Genomic DNA, 16894 nt, shown 5'->3' on the forward strand with positions numbered 1-16894 from the left:
ACGTACACACTTTGGTTTATGTAAATTCATTTCTGGAGATAGGTGGAAATTATGTCATACATTATTGTTTTTTGGGGATTCTTTATGATTGGATTCATGGCAATTGGTGGTTACTTCATGTTTCGTAAATTCCTAAAACAGATTCCTAAATCTGATGGAAAATCGATAATGGATTGGGAACTTCATTATCTCGAAATAACTAAACATATGTGGGATGAGGAAGAAAAAAAACTGCTAGATGAGCTTGTCTCTCCTGTACCAGAATTATTCCGTGATATTGCTAGGCAAAAAATCGCTAGTAAAATTGGCGAAGTTGCCTTAAATAAAGAAATAAATAGGATTAATCAGGAAATAGTAATTGAAGGTTATATCATTGCAACTCCCAAACGCGACCATAAGTTTCTAAGGAAAAAGTTAAAAGAAAAGCATATTGACGTTACTCCTTATGAACCGCTATTCAAGCTTTCCAAAGAGAACTATCGAGAAAATTGGCAAGCAGCTTACAAGAAAAACTAAGAATTATAAAGGATATGCGATAATAGGCCAAAAATAAAGGTGTCTTCAAGTTAATGAAGACACCTTTATTTGTTTTTCAAGCTGTTTAAATTTGTATAGCATGACGATTCTCCAGCTAACTAACATACCAAAGGCTAACAAAAAGAACATTCCACTAGTTTCCCCTAATGAAATCGAACTTCCGATGATTAACTTTAAGACAACTCGAACAATCAATAAACCAAACAATATAAAAACAAATGCCTTAGACGGAACTAAATATATTTGTTCTTGCCGAACTTCAAATTTAGAAGTTTTGATCAATAAAATAGAGAATAGAACGCCTAATACTAAGGCTTCGATCACCTGGCTTGTCTTAACTTGAAACTCAGGAAACAAGAACATTAGTGCACCAGTACTCATGAAAATTGGTGGTAAGATAATACGTTTAACTGAAGCTGGCCTCTTTGAAACTTTTAATCTTATAAAAATCATAACAGTAGCCATTACTATTGCTACTATCGTGCTAGCAATAATCCAGAACATATGTAACACTCTTTTCGGTGTATAAATTAATTGGTTATGTAAGAAAGTACGCGGCCTACCGCTTCAAGTACTCGATGTTCATCAAATGGCTTTACAATAAATTCCTTTGCCCCAAGCTCAATTGCATCTACTACGACTTTTTGATGTCCCATCGCTGAGCACACAATGATGTTCGCATTTTCATCATGCTTCATAATTTCTTTAATTGCATCAATACCATTCATAACAGGCATAGTAATATCCATGATAACTAAGTCCGGATTTTTATCCTTGTACAAGGATACTGCCTCTAATCCGTTCTCTGCTTCCCCTACAATTTCATGATTATCCTTTGTCAATATCGCCTGCATTGTAGTACGCATGAACTTTGCATCATCAACAATCAAAATTCTCGCCATATACAATTCCCCCATACTTCAATATTAATTGAGTCTAAGCTTCTCTATCGTTTGCAATATTAATGATAATTGTGACAGTTACCCCTACAACTGTTAAATACACTCCCAAATCAAATAGCATTGCTGTAGCTAGTTCAACTTCCCCAAATATAGGGAATTCAAAGTAATCAAAGGTATGTGATAGAAAAGGTACATTAAATATAAATGACCCCATACTTGTTAATAAAGCTACAAGTAGTCCTATCGGAATTAGAACTCGGAAATTAATCGGTAAGATCTTATTTACAAAATTAATTCCATAAGCCATATATAATAAAACAATTGCAGCAGCGGTAACTAATCCACCGACAAATCCCCCACCTGGAGAATTATGTCCTGCAAGAAACAAATATAATGCAAACCCTAATAATAGAAATGCAATCAGTCCTGTAGCAGTCTGTAGGATTAGATTATTAGGTTTATTCAAAACAACACTTCCTTATCTACATTCTATAGGCCTATATTAATATAGTTTACCACTAAAATCCAGTGAAACCAATCCATCCTGCTAGGAAAGCAGTGAGTTTTGTCATCCAATCAAAGAAGAGTGCAATCCCTAGTGCGATCATGAAGTAACCACCAATTTTCACCAATTTAAGACTATGCCGCTTAATCCAACCTAGTTTTCCAACAAAGAACGATAATACAAAGAATGGAATCGAAAATCCTAGAATATAAGCGATCATCATGACCATACCTCTACTTGGGTCATTTGCAGCAAGTGTAAAAACAACACCTAGTATTGGACCAGTACATGGCGTCCATCCTAATGAAAACGCCAAACCAATTAATAAAGATCCAAGAAAACCAGAAGGACGATTCTTAAAGGTGATTTTCTTATCCTTCATTAAGAATTTAAAGTTGAATATACCGACAATTACTAGACCAAAAAATATAATCAAGAGTGCTCCAACTTGTCTAATTATATCTTGATAAGCGACTAAAAATTCAGCTAAGAAAGACGTAGCGAACCCAATAACTAAAAATATACTGGAAAAACCTATTAAAAAACAAATCGTATGGATGATACTATTACGACTTATCATTTTATTATCTTCTTTTATTTCACTAACGCTCATTCCAGTTATGTATGATAGAAATGCAGGATACAGTGGTAACACACATGGTGAAATGAAAGAAAGGAAACCTGCACCAAATGCAAGAAATATATTAATTTCAGACATAATAAGCCCCCTGTTACTTTTTACTACATTCTATTATAACAGAATGTAAGCAAATACATTCGAGGTGAATATGACAATTAGTCGAATTTAATTATGAAAAAACCCCTACTATTGATTAGTACGGGGTATAGGCGCAATGTATACAAATAACGAACTGCTATATGTTACTTATCCATTTGATTATTCATTGCACGCATCATTTGATTGATTTTCTTTTGTGAAGGCTTTTGCCCCATTTGCATCATTAACGTACGTAGCATCTGCTCATTAATAGGTGGATTCTTTTTCAAATAATTCATCAAGTATTTTCTTGCGACAAAAAATCCAAGAGCAACACCAGCAATTAAAGCTGCTATAGCAATAAGTATAACCCAAACTATGCCTAACTCCATCTATTTTCTTCCTCCTTCGTGTTGTCTCTTATACAGTATAGTAAAACAGTTCTAAGAATACAATACTTGTCCATTATTATAGCCACTACTCAACTTAACTGGTGAAATCCAACCAAAATTTTCATAGTCACTATCCACGATGAAAAGATATGTATGTAGTCGTCGTAAAGTAGGAAATAATAATGATTCGGCATCTTGTAATGTTTCACAACGAAATTTTATCTGTTTTTCAGCAATATGTAAAGAAATATAGTTATGAGAGTTCCCGATTTCGAAATGATTATCGATGCTTTTTTTCTTCAATGTGTTCATGGGTTGCCTCACTAATTGGGATCTAATAGAATCCTTTGGGAAGCTTTCGGTAATGAAATGAAATTGTGATACTAAATCAGGACGGGATTGTTTATCATGGAATTCTTGTATGAATCGATATAATATATCACTTTTATAATAATAGTGTCTGGCAAATTCTTCTTTTATCCAGTATACCCTATACTCTTTCATTATACTAAACCCTCCCTTTTCTTCTATTATACGGATTCTATTAAAAAATAATGTCATAATATGTAACGAAATAGCCACTAGTTTTGTCGAATTCACTATTTGACTAAAAAAGGCTGTTCATCATTAAATGAACAGCCCTACTCTGTATACTATATTATTTTACTAATTCTTTTACATGTTTCATTACATTTTCAACTGTAAATCCATATTCTTGAATAAGCTTTTCTCCATTTGCAGAAGCACCAAAGGTATTTATACCCATAATTCTACCTTCAAAACCTACATAGCGTTCCCATCCAAGCGGTGATCCCATTTCAATGGCTACACGATTTTTCACTGCTTTTGGAAGTACTGCTTCTTTATAGCTTGGGTCTTGTGCTTCAAAACGATCCCAAGACGCAAGACTAACTACTCTTACATCAATACCTTCTTCAAAAAGTTGCTTTTGTGCGTCAACTGCTAATTGTACTTCTGAACCAGTAGCAATTAAGATTGCATCAGGTGTTTCTTTAGTTGAATCACTAAGGATATAACCACCACGTTTAACACCTTCATATGCCTTCTCTTTCGTACCCTCTAAAGTAGGTAGGTTTTGTCTTGTTAATACAAGCATGGTTGGTTGATCTGTAGATTCGACCGCAATTCTCCATGCTGCTTGTGTTTCATTACCGTCTGCAGGACGAATAACGGATAAATTAGGTACGCTTCTAAATGAAGATAGATGTTCAACTGGTTCATGTGTTGGGCCATCTTCTCCGACTGCTATCGAATCGTGAGTGAACACATATGTTACAGGTGTCTTCATGATAGACGAAAGGCGAATAGCTGGTCGTAAATAATCACTAAATACGAAGAACGTGCCACCAAATACTTTTACTCCACCATGTAATGCCATACCATTTAATGCAGCACCCATTGCATGTTCACGTACTCCAAACCAAATGTTTCTTCCACTATAATTGTTTCGAGTCAAGTCCTCTTCCCCATTAATAGTGGTTTTATTAGAACCAGCTAAGTCAGCACTACCTCCAAGGAAGTATGGTAATTCTTTGGCAATTGCATTTAAAACTTCACCAGAAGAAGATCTAGTTGCAACAGATTTTCCTACTTCGTATACTGGAAGAGTCTTTTCCCAACCTTCAGGAAGTTCTCCACTTATTGCAGCTTCTAGCTCTTTCGCTTCGTTAGGATATTTCTCTTTATATGTTTGGAAAAGGCTATTCCATTCCTCTTCCGATTGTTTCCCTCTTACGATAATTTTCTCTTCAAAATCAGCATAAACTTCATCTGGTACATGAAAATCGTCATGTTCCCATTGGTAAAATTCTTTCGTTAGAACCACTTCGTCTTTACCTAGTGGAGCCCCGTGTGATTCTGATGAAGCAGATTTATTTGGAGACCCATAACCTATAACAGTTTTGATTTCAATTAGGGTTGGTTGTTCCGTGTTTTCTTTTGCTGATTTAATAGCAGAGCGGAGTTGCGTTAGATCATTTCCATCTTCTACTCGAATTACTTGCCACCCATAAGATTTAAAACGTTGTTCCGTATTATCAGAGAAGGAACGATTTAATTCGCCATCTAATGATATGTCATTTGAATCATATAATACGATTAATTTCCCTAGTCTTAAATGACCAGCAAGTGATGCAGCTTCATGGGAAATACCTTCCATTAAATCACCATCACCTACTAGTGTATATGTATAGTGATCTACTACTTTCACATCATCTTTATTGTATTTTGCAGCAAGATGTGCTTCAGCCATCGCCATACCTACAGACATGGCAATACCTTGACCTAATGGTCCTGTAGTTGCCTCCACCCCATCTGTATGATGTACTTCCGGGTGTCCTGGAGTTCTAGAACTCCATTGACGAAAATCCTTTAGATCGTCCATTGTCACATCATAGCCTGATAAATGGAGAAGGCTATATAATAACATGGAGCCATGACCTGCTGAAAGTACAAAACGGTCACGATTAAACCACTTGGAATTTTTTGGATTGTGATTCATGAAATCAGTCCATAATGTATATGCCATTGGTGCTGCACCCATCGGTAAGCCCGGATGACCAGAGTTAGCTTTTTCAATAGCATCGATCGATAGAGTTCTAATTGAGTTGATGGATAGTTGTTCCATATTTTTTGACATAGTATAACTCCTTTCATGTAGCGGTAATATTTTCACCATGTTTATATTATAATTAAAATGGAAGCTTAACAAGTAATAGTATCATTAAATAGTACAATCTTTAATGCATTTTACTTCTATTTTGCATATCTCTCAGTTTCTGTGGGGTAACGTCGTTTCCTGCAGGGTCTATTACTGTCGTCGTTTTTAATTGATTTTTAAAGGAGCTCCTAACGTTTTGTAAATATTCCTCACGCAAACTTTTTTGTTCTAGTTTCTCAGAATCTGACAAACCTTCTGGTGTTTTGGCCTTTTTAGCCAAGGTATTTATTCGCTCTAGTTTTTCTTTCGATAACATGTCATTCCTCCTAGGCTTACTTAGTCACTATGTTCTTACATACAGATAAAAAAGCAAGAACAATTGCATGCCCTTGCTTCTTAATATTACCTTTTCGATGTATTTGAATCAATTATTTGAGATTCTTTATATCGACGATGAACAGTTGCTTTTGAAATATCATATCCCAATCCATTTAACGTTCTAGAAATTTCAGCAAAAGTTAAACCGTTATTTCGCAAACGGACAATCTCTTCAATTGGAACTTCTTTACGCTCTCTACCAGATGCCATATGTTTATTAGATAAGTTTTTAGAAGGATTGTACCCATTTTTAACTGCCTTTTTCATACCTCGTTTAATTTTTGCATTATGTATCTTCCGTTGATACTCCTCTACAATACCTACTATTTGTAAGACCATTGAATCCGATTCTGATATTTCAATTTCGCCATCATTAGCTAATGTATAAATAGGAATATTTAATTTAGCTAATTGGTGAAATAATGCAATCTTGGTATTACCTCGACCTAACCTAGTCTCATCCTGTATTAAAAGTGCATCAGCATGTCCACTTTCAAAGAGCTCTAACATTTGAAAGATCCCTTCTCTTTCTACCTGGTACCCACTTTCCTGTTCTTGAATAATGGAGACGACATGAAAGTGATGTCTACCTGCTAGTTGATACAACTCTTCCTTTTGTCTTGCCAGTGATGTTTCTTGTGTCTTTTTATCCGTACTCACTCTGCAGTATATTACAACATTCAATGTGTTAAACTCCCTATTACGCATTAATTAATGAAAGGTATAAGAAACCTAATGTAAAAGCAAAAGCAATGATATAAAACAAATCAACTTTACTTACTTTTCCAAACATTGTTCATCATCCTTCCTAATAGTTTTTTACAACAGAACCTTTGTTCGCTAAATTTATTATAACAGAACATACGCTCTTGTCAACTAATTTTCGAACGAATGTTTGCATATTCTAAAAAACAGTGGTAAACTAGCTTTAATAAATTCTATGTGCGAGGTGTTTAATAGATGACAAAATTATCTTCCAGACAACAAGCTATTCTGGAATACATAAAAGAACAAGTTAGACTAAAAGGTTATCCACCTTCTGTTAGGGAAATTGCAGAAGCCGTGGGTTTAGCATCAAGCTCAACCGTACATGGCCACCTCTCAAGGTTAGAGAGCAAAGGGTTCATTCGTCGTGACCCTACTAAACCGAGAGCGATAGAAATACTAGATTTGGAAGAAGAAACTAGTATTCCTAAGGATGATGCACGTTATGCGCCTGTAATTGGTAAAGTAACAGCCGGACTTCCAATTACGGCTGTAGAAAACATTGAAGAATTTGTTCCAATTCCAAGCTCAGCAGCTGGACCAGATGATAATATTTTTGTCTTGTTATTGATGGGGAAAGTATGATTGAGGCAGGAATATTAGATGGAGATATGGTAATTGTTAAACAACAAAACACTGCTGAAAATGGTGATATTGTTGTAGCGATGACGGAAGAAGATGAGGCAACAGTAAAACGTTTCTTCAAAGAGAAAGACCATATTCGACTACAACCGGAAAACGCTACAATGGATCCCTTAATCTATCAAAATGTATCCATTCTTGGAAAAGTGGTTGGATTATATCGTCACATTCGCTAAGGTACTATACATAAATAAAGTCGACTTATTAGAAGAACAATTCTAATAAGTCGACTTTTTCTTTATGAGGATAGCATTGGTTTATTCCAGAGTATTTATTGAGCTTCTCTACTCACTTTGCAAACAAATCGCATTAGTGACTTGTGGGCTAAGGGAAAGATAGTGAAGAAAATATCCATTGTTTTACGCATTGGCATCGGACATATGATTACTTTATTCTTATGAATTCCATCGATTGTTATTTTGGCAAGCTTTTGAGGAGGTATCAACTTTTGCTTCTGTAGTTGCTCTTTAATAGCCTATATTAATAGCTTTAGCTTTAGCAAAAATAGGTGTATTGACAAAAGTTGGGCAAAGTTTGCTAACTTTTACGCCATATAGTTCTGCCTCATAGTGGAGAGATGTTGTTAAGCCTACGACAGCATGTTTAGTAGTTGAATAGGCAGATGATATTGGGGATGGTCCTAGCCCTGCTGCAGAAGCTGGATATACTATGTGACCAAATCTTTGTTCTTTCATGATGTTATACCTATTTGTGTTCCATGAATGACCCCCCATAGGTTAATATCAATAATTTCTCTCCAGTCTTCGATAGTCATGTCATATAATTCACCATACATGGCAATACCTGCATTATTGAAAAGATAATCCAGCCTACCAAATTCTGTGTGAATGTCGTAAATTACCTTTTCAACGCTATTAAAATCCGTAACATCCAATAACACAAACCTAGCATTGAATCCTTTTAGATTGAGTTCAGTTTCTAAAGATTTACCCAATTGCATATTTATGTATGCGATAATGACGTAAACATTCCGTAACACTAACTCGTTGTATATAGCCCTGCCAATTCCTGATGCCCCTCCTGTTACAATTGCAATTTTTCGTTCTTCCTTCATTGGTAATCTCCCCTTATAAGTTATAATTCTCTTTAAAAGTAATAAGCTTAGGACACTATTTATCTTGTATGATGAGGCTTTCAATCATTGAGAGATATTCTTTAGCCACTATTCCTGCACCCTTACTATTGAAATGGATACCATCTAATGTGAAGTTTAGTCCTCGCTTTTGGGATAATCGATCAATTCGAGAAGTACTCTTATAGATAAGAACATCTAACATAACTCTACTAACCTTTGTACCTATGAAATCCGAACTATCGACTTCGGATAGGTGTTTCTGAAAAAGGGAATGTAAATTTAGAAACGTAACTTTTGCATGTTGTGAGGATATGGATTGAATGATATGAGATAATTCTGCTAACTCTTTATTTGGTTCACTCATAGGATTTTCGCCCACAATTGCCGGCGAGACCGCAACAACTTGCTTAGATGATAAAAGGACAATGTCTAATACCTTTTGGTAGTATTCCTTAAACTCTTCATTATCATTTGCTATAGGTTGTGCTTGAACACTCATTAATTTAGAATAAATATCATTTACTCCAATCCAAAGAAAGGTTAAATCGTAGTGGTTATCTAACTTCTTCTTCGTTAATCTAGTATGTAGACTTTTTATTGTTTCCCCTGGTTTACCATAATTGTCGAATGTAGCGGTCGGTAGTTTTTCCGTAAGAATATTTACGAAAGAAATCCCTGGTCGCCCTTCCGTTAAACTGTCTCCAATTAAACAGATTTTCAAACTGATTCCCCCTCATCGTGGTTCGTATATAACCTAAAAAGATGGTAACCGCTTACTTAAAAACAGGTTCAAGTGAACTGGCTTCTTGAACAACTGTACTAATTTAATTATATATAAGTTGATAGAAATATATATATTATTGCGCTGATATACACAATTTTGTAACTTTTCCAATAATAATACTTGCTATTTCTACACCACTATAAATATCGAAAATATATGTCACAAAAAAATACCGTCCCTATCATAAATGACAAGGACGGTATTTTCCAACAATAAATTACCAAAATAAGTGACACCCTTAATACATACTTAAATATTGCTCTCTCTCCCATGGGTGTACAGTAGTACGATACATATCCCATTCAATCTCTTTTGCTTCAACAAAATGTTCAAACAGATGCTCACCTAATGAGTTCACTATGATCTCATCTTGTTTTAGTAAAGATAAAGCATCCTTTAATGTACCAGGAAGATCAACAATATGATTCTCTTCTCTTTCTTCTCTAGTCATTACATAAATGTTGCGGTCAACAGCTGGTGGTGGTGTTAGTTCGTTTTGAACGCCATCTAAACCAGCAGCTAAAAGTACTGCTAAAGCCAAATACGGATTTGCTGATGGGTCAACACTCCGAACTTCCACACGTGTACTTAGACCTCTTGAATTAGGAATACGTAATAACGGACTACGGTTGGATGAAGACCAAGCAACATAACTAGGCGCTTCATATCCAGGCACTAGACGTTTATAAGAGTTAACTATCGGATTTGTTACTGCTGTAAAACCAGTAGCATGCTTCATGATACCTGCAATAAATTGGAAGGCTGTATCACTTAATTGAAGGTTCCCATTAGTATCATAAAAAGCATTTTCTCCGCCTTTAAATAATGACATGTTCACATGCATACCAGATCCGTTTACACCAAATAATGGTTTAGGCATGAACGTAGCATGTAGATTATGCTTTCTTGCAATCGTTTTTACAACTAATTTAAATGTTTGAATATCATCTGCGTGCTTTAGAGCATCAGAATATTTAAAGTCAATCTCATGTTGTCCTGGCGCTACCTCATGGTGAGATGCTTCGATTTCAAAGCCCATCTCTTCCAGTTCTAACACAATATCACGTCGGCAATTTTCCCCTAAGTCTGTAGGTGCTAAATCAAAGTAACCACCGTGATCATTTAGCTCAAGGGAAGGCTCACCATTTTCATCTAATTTAAATAAGAAGAATTCTGGCTCTGTTCCTATATTGAATGCGTCGAATCCAAGCTCAGTCATCTTTTCCAAATTTCTTTTCAAGTTATATCGAGGACAACCTTCAAATGGTGTCCCATCAGGATTATAAATGTCACAAATAAAACGAGCAACCTTCCCTTTTTCTGAAGTCCAAGGGAAAACAACGAATGTATCTAAATCAGGATATAGATACATATCAGATTCCTCAATACGAACAAAGCCTTCAATAGAAGAACCATCAAACATCATTTTATTATCGAGCGCTTTATCTAGCTGACTTAATGGGATTTCCACATTTTTAATGGTTCCTAACATATCCGTAAATTGTAATCTAATAAACCGAACATTTTCATCCTTAATTTTTTGTACAATTTCTTCTCTTGAATACCCCATAAATCTCCTCCTAAAATTTGTCTTTTTAACGATTTACAAAAAATCTCGCTAATTCTCCTTGGCGTAAACTTGCCTTGCCAAATCTACCCGCTTCATTCATTTCTTGGCGTAATCTTTCCCGCAATTCTTTCTTGGAAAGCTCTGTTTCCTTTTTAGTGAGTGGTGCTTCTTTAGGACCATTCTCTACTTTCTCTTCACCTTCTGTGAGCAAAAGTTTGATTCCAGCAAGATTCAAGCCATTATCCAAGTATTTCTTGATTTCAAGAAGTCGATCAACATCATTGAATGAAAACAACCGCTGATTGCCAGAGGTACGTCCGGGATTAACCAATCCCTGTTCCTCATAGTATCGAATCTGTCTTGCCGTTAACTCTGTTAGTTTCATTACAATACCGATTCCGAATAAAGGCATCGAACGGCGATCTTGGTCATTCACAATATGACCTCCCTTTCATCTATAAATTATTATATTGAATGTTAGGTTTCATGTCAACACAATGTTAGGTTTTCTTACAAAAAAATAAAAAGAGTATATTTCAACTCTTTTTAACGCATTCATTTAAGCTTTAAGCCTCTATGAATCATTTACAAGCTCAGCCTTTTGGGGTAAAAAAAGTGAAATTAGGACACCGTTATAGCTTTAACTGCTTCAATCAAAGCTATTTTGACATGGGCATATGTTAATCCGCCTTGTACAAATGCGGTATACGGCATTCGAATTGGTCCATCCGCGGATAATTCGATACTTGAACCTTGAATAAATGTACCAGCAGCCATGATTACTTCGTCTTCATAGCCTGGCATACCGCTAGGATAAGGCGTAACAAATGAATTAACTGGTGAATATTGTTGGATAGCCTGGCAAAAAGCCACCATTTGGTCTGCTGTTTCAAAGGTAACAGTTTGGATTAGGTCTGTTCTATCCGCTTGGTAATTAGGCTTGGTCACAAAACCTAACAATTCTAAAAAGCGCGATGTAAATACTGCGCCTTTTAAAGCTTCTCCTACGACATGTGGTGCTAGGAAAAAACCTTGATACATTTCTTGTAATAAATGAAAGGTTGCACCTAACTCTTTCCCTAATCCCGGTGCTGTTAAACGATATGCACATAAATTCACTAAATCTTCTTTACCAACTATATATCCACCTGCTCGTACAATTCCTCCACCAGGGTTCTTAATTAAAGAGCCAGCAATGATGTCAGCACCTACATGTAGAGGTTCGTTTTCCTCTACAAACTCACCATAGCAATTATCTACAAAGACGATTAAATCCGATCTAATTTCTTTTACGAACCGAACCATTTCCCCTATCTGTTCTACAGTGAATGAAGGTCGGTCTGCATAGCCTTTCGAACGTTGGATAGCAATGACTTTTGTTTTCGTAGTAATAGCTTCTTTTATTCCAGTAAAATCAATTTGGCCATTCTCTCCTAAAGCCACTTCATTATATGTAATATGAAAATCCTTTAAAGATCCCGTATTTTCTCCTCTTGTTCCAATTACTTCCTCTAACGTATCGTAGGGCTTACCTGTTATATACAATAATTCATCATTGGGCCGAAGTAATCCAAATAAAACGGTTGTTATCGCATGTGTCCCTGATACTAATTGTGGACGAACGATTGCAGACTCTCCACCAAAAACATCTGCATACACAGCTTCTAAAGTTTCTCGTCCAAAATCGTCATAACCATAGCCACTCGTTGAATTAAAGTGGCTATCGCTTACTCTATTTTTTTTAAATGCATCCAAGACTCTTTTTTGATTTACTTCCACTGTCTTGTTTATTTTCTGATGTATTTCTACAATGTCTTTTTCTGCTTGTTCTACGACTTTCTCAATCATGGTTCTAACTTTTCTCCTTTAGTTTACCTTTAAGCGGGTGTTCAGGACGTATATATCCTGTTACAACGTAGGTTTCTGTCTCTTCATCAAAAGTTTTATCTACAAGAATTGTCTCATGTTCAAAGCGATTTAGCAAATTTCCATTCTCCGCTCCGATGGATGCTTGGTAGTGTTCCCATTCATCTAGGAGAACCTGCTCCGTTTTATGGATTAAACGAGATAAATCTAGCGGATCCATTGCACTAATTGTGATATATGGTCGATGTTTGGGGATAAAATCATCTGTTATTAAATCTTTTTGTTATAGACTGTTAGGGTAGGAATGTTACTACATTCGAGTTCGTCTAATAATTTTAAAACGGTTTCTTGGTGTTGTTCGTTATCAGGATGAGAACTATCCACTACATGTAGAATAAAGTCAGCCTCCCTAACCTCTTCTAATGTTGACCTGAATGCAGCTATTAAAGAAGTAGGGAGCTGTTGAATAAAACCAACTGTATCTGTTAATAGCACTTGAAATCCTGATGGTAATTGCAACTTCCTAGTTAATGGATCTAAAGTAGCAAATAATTTGTTCTCCTCCAAAGATTCACTATTGGTAAGTCGATTAAATATCGTTGATTTACCTGCATTAGTATAACCAACAAGTGCAACCTGAAATACTTCATTAAGCTTTCTACGCTTTCTATATTGTTCACGTTGTTTCACTACTTGTTTTAGTCGCCTCTTTATCTCATCAATCCGATTTCTAATATGGCGCTGATCGGTCTCTAACTTTGTTTCACCTGGTCCTCTCGTTCCAATACCTGCCCCTAAACGTGAAAGTTGTGTTCCTTGCCCTCGTAATCGTGGCAGTAGATATTGAAGTTGAGCAAGTTCCACCTGTAATTTACCTTCTTTCGTTCTTGCCCGGGAAGCGAAAATATCAAGAATTAATTGACTTCTATCAATTACCCTACACCCAAAAAAGTCACTTAAATTTCTAGATTGCCCAGCTGATAATTCATCATTAGAAATAACTAGGTCAGCATCGTACTCTTCTATTTTCTCTTTTATTTCTTCCATTTTACCTTCACCAATATAAAAAGCAGAATGAATGCGATTTCGATTCTGTGTCATGATTTCTACTACTCTACCGCCTGCCGTTTCAACTAGCGACACAAGTTCATCTAGCGAAGAATCAAATAAATCATCTTGCTGATTCGGTTTCTTCACTGCAATTGCTATAATTCTTTCTTCAGACATTAGTTCATACCTCTCTACATGTAATTACAACTTAAAATTAGATGAATTCAAATCATATTTACCAAATCATTTCAATGTCATCCAATTTTAAGTCACTTCCTGTTAATAGTATTAATTCATCTGGTGAGATATTATCCTTATAAAGTAATCTCACTGCATGCATACGAATAGCGTGTTCAATCACATTACGAATAAATCGGGCATTTGAAAAGTTTCGGTCTTTTGCGTTTCCCTGTTTATATAAGTAATTTCTTAGTTTCCATTCTGCGTCTTTGGATAATTGGTATTCACGTTTAGATGCCATTTGCCGTGCAATTTCCATCAATTGGTCCACATCATAATCAGGAAAATCCAGTATAAAAGGGAACCTAGACTTTAAACCAGGATTCAAAGTCAGAAATCGTTCCATTTCAAATGGGTATCCGGCAAGGATTAAGACAAAATCATCGCCATTATCCTCCATATGTTTGACTAACGTGTCTATGGCTTCCTTGCCAAAATCTCGCTCTCCACCTCGTGCTAGCGAATAAGCTTCATCGATAAATAGTATTCCACCCATTGCCTTTTGAATGAGAGCTCGAGTTTTTTGTGCGGTTTGGCCAATGTATTCTCCGACTAAATCAGCTCTTTCCGCTTCAATAAAATGGCCCTTAGACAAAAGATTCATGTCAAAATATATCTTAGCTAATTTACGTGCAACTGTTGTTTTCCCTGTACCTGGATTACCCTTAAACAGCATATGCAATACTTGTTTCGTATTGGCCATACCCATTTGGCTCCGTTTCTCATTAATCACAATTGTTGCATAGATCTCTTTAATTTTACTTTTTAACGTATCCAATCCCACAAAATCAGATAATTCTTGGTCTATGTGAGCAAAAGGGTCCTTACCACTGTAATCATGAGCATTATTATTTTCTATATGGGTTGCTTTATTATCCTGCAAGACAATATTTATTTTACCATTCTTATGATGTATCCTTTGCATAGCCAACTTTATCACTCCTTAGTCAAAGTTATTATACGTTTTAAGCGATAAAGTTGTGACAAACGCCTATGGTAATAGTGTGAAGGGCCTGCCCCCCAATTTTACCATTGGAAAACAGACCCTGTACTCTAACACTATATTTAAAGGATTAGGATACGAATGGAATGTCACTCTTTTTCAAGATTAACATTTTTAGCTGGAGCAAAAGTAGAAATAGCATGTTTAAAAATAAGCTGTTGTTTTCCTTCTGTTTCCAACAAAACTGTAAAATTGTCAAAAGCCTTGACAATACCTCTTAACTGGAAGCCATTGGTTAAAAATACTGTAACGGAAATATGCTCTTTTCTTAATTGATTTAAATATTGGTCCTGAATGTTCACGGATTGTGCCACTTTCATTTCCTCCTCTTTTCTGTCTATACTATATATTTCTACTTAACTTTTAAGAAATCCTGCTAAATCAAGTAAAATGTCATTAAATTTTTCATTTATTGTTAATGGTGTAATCTTATACCAGTTAACTTCCATCTTGTTTTTAAACCAAGTATATTGTCTCTTGGCATATCTTCTAGAATTCCTTTTTAGAATTTCAACAGCCTCTTCCAATGTAGTCTCACCGTGAAAGTATGGGACTAACTCTTTATATCCAATGGCTTTCATTGATTGATAGTTTTCATATCCATTATCCATGAGCTGTTTGACTTCTGATAATAAACCTTCTTCTATCATTACATCGATACGTTGATTAATTCTTTCATACAAGAGCGGTCTGTCCATTTCCAGTCCAATCAACAAACTGTCATAATGACTCGCTCCTTGTTGTTGGGCTTGAAATTCAGATAAGGTTAGTCCAGTCTTTTCGTATACTTCTAACGCCCTAATGACTCTTCTATAGTTATTAGGATGAATCTTATCTGCTTGTATAGGATCAACCTTTTGTAGACGATCATACAGGACTTTTATACCGTATGTATCCATTTCTTTCTCAAGTTTTTTAGTTAGAGCATCATCCCTTTTTTCACTTGAAAAATTATAGTCTTTCAGAACTGCTTGTATGTATAATCCACTGCCACCAACGATAATTGGTAGTCTATCTCTTGATGCAATCTCTTTGATGTATTTTTGAACTGAATGCTGGAAATCAGCTACAGAGAAATCCTCATCTGGATTTTTAATATCAATCATATGATGAGGTACTCCATGCATCTCTTCCTTTTTGATTTTAGCTGTACCAATGTCCATCCCTTTATACACTTGCATGGAATCGCCACTGATGATTTCTCCGTTATATGCCTTTGCTATCTCTATACTAAGTTTTGTTTTTCCAACTGCAGTTGGTCCAACAATAGCTATTACCTTTTGCTTCATTTATCTTCCCCTATAACGATACTTATTTATATGCTCGATATGCGGATAACATCCAAACATATTTTTCATAGCTTCCTAGAAGTGATATTAATAAATCCTTTGTCGGTTCATCGTTTCGTTCTTCAGCAAGCTTAAATCCAATATCACGAATTTCATCCATCATTTGCTTGTAATCATGATGTAGCTGGTCGATAATTTCATCTTCTTCGTCATCTGCATTTGCTTCCACTAATGTTGCTTCTTTTAAATATTTTGACATAGTAGCTAATGGTTTTCCATCAATCATAAGAATTCTCTCTGCAACCTCGTCTATGTCAACAGCGAGTTTGGTATACATTTCCTCAAATATCTTGTGAAGTTGGAAGAAATGTCGTCCCTGAACAAACCAATGATACCGGTGTAGCTTCACATACATGACAAATTGATTAGATAATAGTTGATTTAAGAAATTTATTAGTTTTTGATTTTCCATCTGCA

Annotated in this window: 18 protein-coding genes and 3 pseudogenes; 2 read left to right on the forward strand and 19 right to left on the reverse strand. The window is 35.6% G+C overall.

Going from position 1 to position 16894, the window contains the following annotated elements; translation table 11 throughout:
• Positions 1-51 precede the first annotated feature (51 nt).
• The gene (locus tag G5W_RS0100440; protein ID WP_010093253.1) at positions 52-516 is read left to right on the forward strand and encodes a DUF2621 family protein; all 465 of its coding nucleotides are present in this window, start codon (positions 52-54) and stop codon (positions 514-516) included.
• A 45-nt stretch (positions 517-561) separates the two neighbouring features.
• Here the strand turns inward: G5W_RS0100440 and G5W_RS0100445 are convergent, their stop codons facing one another.
• The 9 genes from G5W_RS0100445 to G5W_RS0100485 all read right to left on the reverse strand — a co-directional run bounded on the left by G5W_RS0100445 (position 562) and on the right by G5W_RS0100485 (position 6796).
• A complete protein-coding gene (locus tag G5W_RS0100445) occupies positions 562-1041 on the reverse strand; it encodes a CcdC family protein (protein WP_010093255.1) in 480 nt (159 codons plus the stop codon).
• A gap of 26 nt (positions 1042-1067) precedes the next feature.
• Positions 1068-1439, reverse strand: coding sequence for a response regulator (locus G5W_RS0100450; protein WP_010093257.1), 372 nt, complete (start codon positions 1437-1439; stop codon positions 1068-1070).
• Between the two features lie 34 nt (positions 1440-1473).
• Positions 1474-1905 (reverse strand): Na(+)/H(+) antiporter subunit B, encoded by a 432-nt coding sequence (locus G5W_RS0100455; RefSeq protein WP_010093259.1) that lies wholly within the window; start codon positions 1903-1905, stop codon positions 1474-1476.
• 52 nt (positions 1906-1957) lie between these two features.
• Positions 1958-2662, reverse strand: coding sequence for a cytochrome c biogenesis CcdA family protein (locus tag G5W_RS0100460; protein WP_010093261.1), 705 nt, complete (start codon positions 2660-2662; stop codon positions 1958-1960).
• A 164-nt stretch (positions 2663-2826) separates the two neighbouring features.
• Entirely contained in the window at positions 2827-3054 is a 228-nt protein-coding gene (locus tag G5W_RS0100465) for a YneF family protein (RefSeq protein ID WP_010093263.1), read from the reverse strand.
• A gap of 51 nt (positions 3055-3105) precedes the next feature.
• Entirely contained in the window at positions 3106-3558 is a 453-nt protein-coding gene (gene sirA / locus G5W_RS0100470; RefSeq protein ID WP_010093265.1) for a sporulation inhibitor of replication protein SirA, read from the reverse strand.
• A 154-nt stretch (positions 3559-3712) separates the two neighbouring features.
• Positions 3713-5713 (reverse strand): transketolase, encoded by a 2001-nt coding sequence (gene tkt, locus G5W_RS0100475; RefSeq protein WP_010093267.1) that lies wholly within the window; start codon positions 5711-5713, stop codon positions 3713-3715.
• 100 nt (positions 5714-5813) lie between these two features.
• On the reverse strand, positions 5814-6050 hold the full coding sequence (locus tag G5W_RS0100480; RefSeq protein ID WP_010093269.1) for a DUF896 domain-containing protein: 237 nt from the start codon (positions 6048-6050) through the stop codon (positions 5814-5816).
• Between the two features lie 86 nt (positions 6051-6136).
• Positions 6137-6796 (reverse strand): YneB family resolvase-like protein, encoded by a 660-nt coding sequence (locus G5W_RS0100485; protein WP_010093271.1) that lies wholly within the window; start codon positions 6794-6796, stop codon positions 6137-6139.
• Positions 6797-7072: 276 nt separating this feature from the next.
• Here G5W_RS0100485 and lexA point away from each other — a divergent pair.
• Positions 7073-7695: pseudogene (lexA, locus tag G5W_RS21825) on the forward strand (transcriptional repressor LexA).
• Between the two features lie 95 nt (positions 7696-7790).
• Here the strand turns inward: lexA and G5W_RS21830 are convergent.
• From G5W_RS21830 to G5W_RS0100545, 10 genes and pseudogenes are all read right to left on the reverse strand, one after another.
• Positions 7791-8594, reverse strand: a pseudogene (locus G5W_RS21830) (SDR family NAD(P)-dependent oxidoreductase).
• Between the two features lie 55 nt (positions 8595-8649).
• Positions 8650-9336 (reverse strand): SGNH/GDSL hydrolase family protein, encoded by a 687-nt coding sequence (locus G5W_RS0100505; protein WP_010093273.1) that lies wholly within the window; start codon positions 9334-9336, stop codon positions 8650-8652.
• A gap of 301 nt (positions 9337-9637) precedes the next feature.
• Entirely contained in the window at positions 9638-10969 is a 1332-nt protein-coding gene (gene glnA, locus G5W_RS0100510; protein WP_010093274.1) for a type I glutamate--ammonia ligase, read from the reverse strand.
• Between the two features lie 25 nt (positions 10970-10994).
• A complete protein-coding gene (locus G5W_RS0100515; protein WP_010093275.1) occupies positions 10995-11405 on the reverse strand; it encodes a MerR family transcriptional regulator in 411 nt (136 codons plus the stop codon).
• 185 nt (positions 11406-11590) lie between these two features.
• The gene (locus G5W_RS0100520) at positions 11591-12817 is read right to left on the reverse strand and encodes a methionine gamma-lyase family protein (protein WP_010093276.1); all 1227 of its coding nucleotides are present in this window, start codon (positions 12815-12817) and stop codon (positions 11591-11593) included.
• Positions 12818-12821: 4 nt separating this feature from the next.
• Positions 12822-14062 (reverse strand): annotated as a pseudogene (hflX, locus tag G5W_RS21835) (GTPase HflX).
• Between the two features lie 58 nt (positions 14063-14120).
• Complete coding sequence (gene spoVK / locus G5W_RS0100530; RefSeq protein ID WP_029190952.1) at positions 14121-15050, reverse strand: stage V sporulation protein K; 930 nt, start codon at positions 15048-15050, stop codon at positions 14121-14123.
• A gap of 167 nt (positions 15051-15217) precedes the next feature.
• The gene (hfq, locus tag G5W_RS0100535; RefSeq protein WP_010093279.1) at positions 15218-15442 is read right to left on the reverse strand and encodes an RNA chaperone Hfq; all 225 of its coding nucleotides are present in this window, start codon (positions 15440-15442) and stop codon (positions 15218-15220) included.
• Positions 15443-15484: 42 nt separating this feature from the next.
• Positions 15485-16417 (reverse strand): tRNA (adenosine(37)-N6)-dimethylallyltransferase MiaA, encoded by a 933-nt coding sequence (miaA, locus tag G5W_RS0100540; RefSeq protein WP_010093281.1) that lies wholly within the window; start codon positions 16415-16417, stop codon positions 15485-15487.
• A 22-nt stretch (positions 16418-16439) separates the two neighbouring features.
• A complete protein-coding gene (locus G5W_RS0100545) occupies positions 16440-16889 on the reverse strand; it encodes a Dps family protein (protein ID WP_010093284.1) in 450 nt (149 codons plus the stop codon).
• Positions 16890-16894: the final 5 nt, after the last annotated feature.

Source organism: Ornithinibacillus scapharcae TW25, from assembly GCF_000190475.1.
Classification (GTDB): Bacteria; Bacillota; Bacilli; order Bacillales; family Amphibacillaceae; genus Ornithinibacillus; species Ornithinibacillus scapharcae.

Coding starts and splice junctions, on each gene's coding strand:
- miaA (WP_010093281.1), bottom strand. CDS start 16,417: ATGAAGCAAAAGGTAATAGCTATTGTTGGACCAACTGCAGTTGGAAAA.
- sirA (WP_010093265.1), bottom strand. CDS start 3,558: ATGAAAGAGTATAGGGTATACTGGATAAAAGAAGAATTTGCCAGACAC.
- G5W_RS0100480 (WP_010093269.1), bottom strand. CDS start 6,050: ATGTTATCGAAAGAAAAACTAGAGCGAATAAATACCTTGGCTAAAAAG.
- G5W_RS0100450 (WP_010093257.1), bottom strand. CDS start 1,439: ATGGCGAGAATTTTGATTGTTGATGATGCAAAGTTCATGCGTACTACA.
- glnA (WP_010093274.1), bottom strand. CDS start 10,969: ATGGGGTATTCAAGAGAAGAAATTGTACAAAAAATTAAGGATGAAAAT.
- spoVK (WP_029190952.1), bottom strand. CDS start 15,050: ATGCAAAGGATACATCATAAGAATGGTAAAATAAATATTGTCTTGCAG.
- tkt (WP_010093267.1), bottom strand. CDS start 5,713: ATGTCAAAAAATATGGAACAACTATCCATCAACTCAATTAGAACTCTA.
- G5W_RS0100545 (WP_010093284.1), bottom strand. CDS start 16,889: ATGGAAAATCAAAAACTAATAAATTTCTTAAATCAACTATTATCTAAT.
- G5W_RS0100440 (WP_010093253.1), top strand. CDS start 52: ATGTCATACATTATTGTTTTTTGGGGATTCTTTATGATTGGATTCATG.
- G5W_RS0100460 (WP_010093261.1), bottom strand. CDS start 2,662: ATGTCTGAAATTAATATATTTCTTGCATTTGGTGCAGGTTTCCTTTCT.
- G5W_RS0100445 (WP_010093255.1), bottom strand. CDS start 1,041: ATGTTCTGGATTATTGCTAGCACGATAGTAGCAATAGTAATGGCTACT.
- G5W_RS0100520 (WP_010093276.1), bottom strand. CDS start 12,817: ATGATTGAGAAAGTCGTAGAACAAGCAGAAAAAGACATTGTAGAAATA.
- G5W_RS0100465 (WP_010093263.1), bottom strand. CDS start 3,054: ATGGAGTTAGGCATAGTTTGGGTTATACTTATTGCTATAGCAGCTTTA.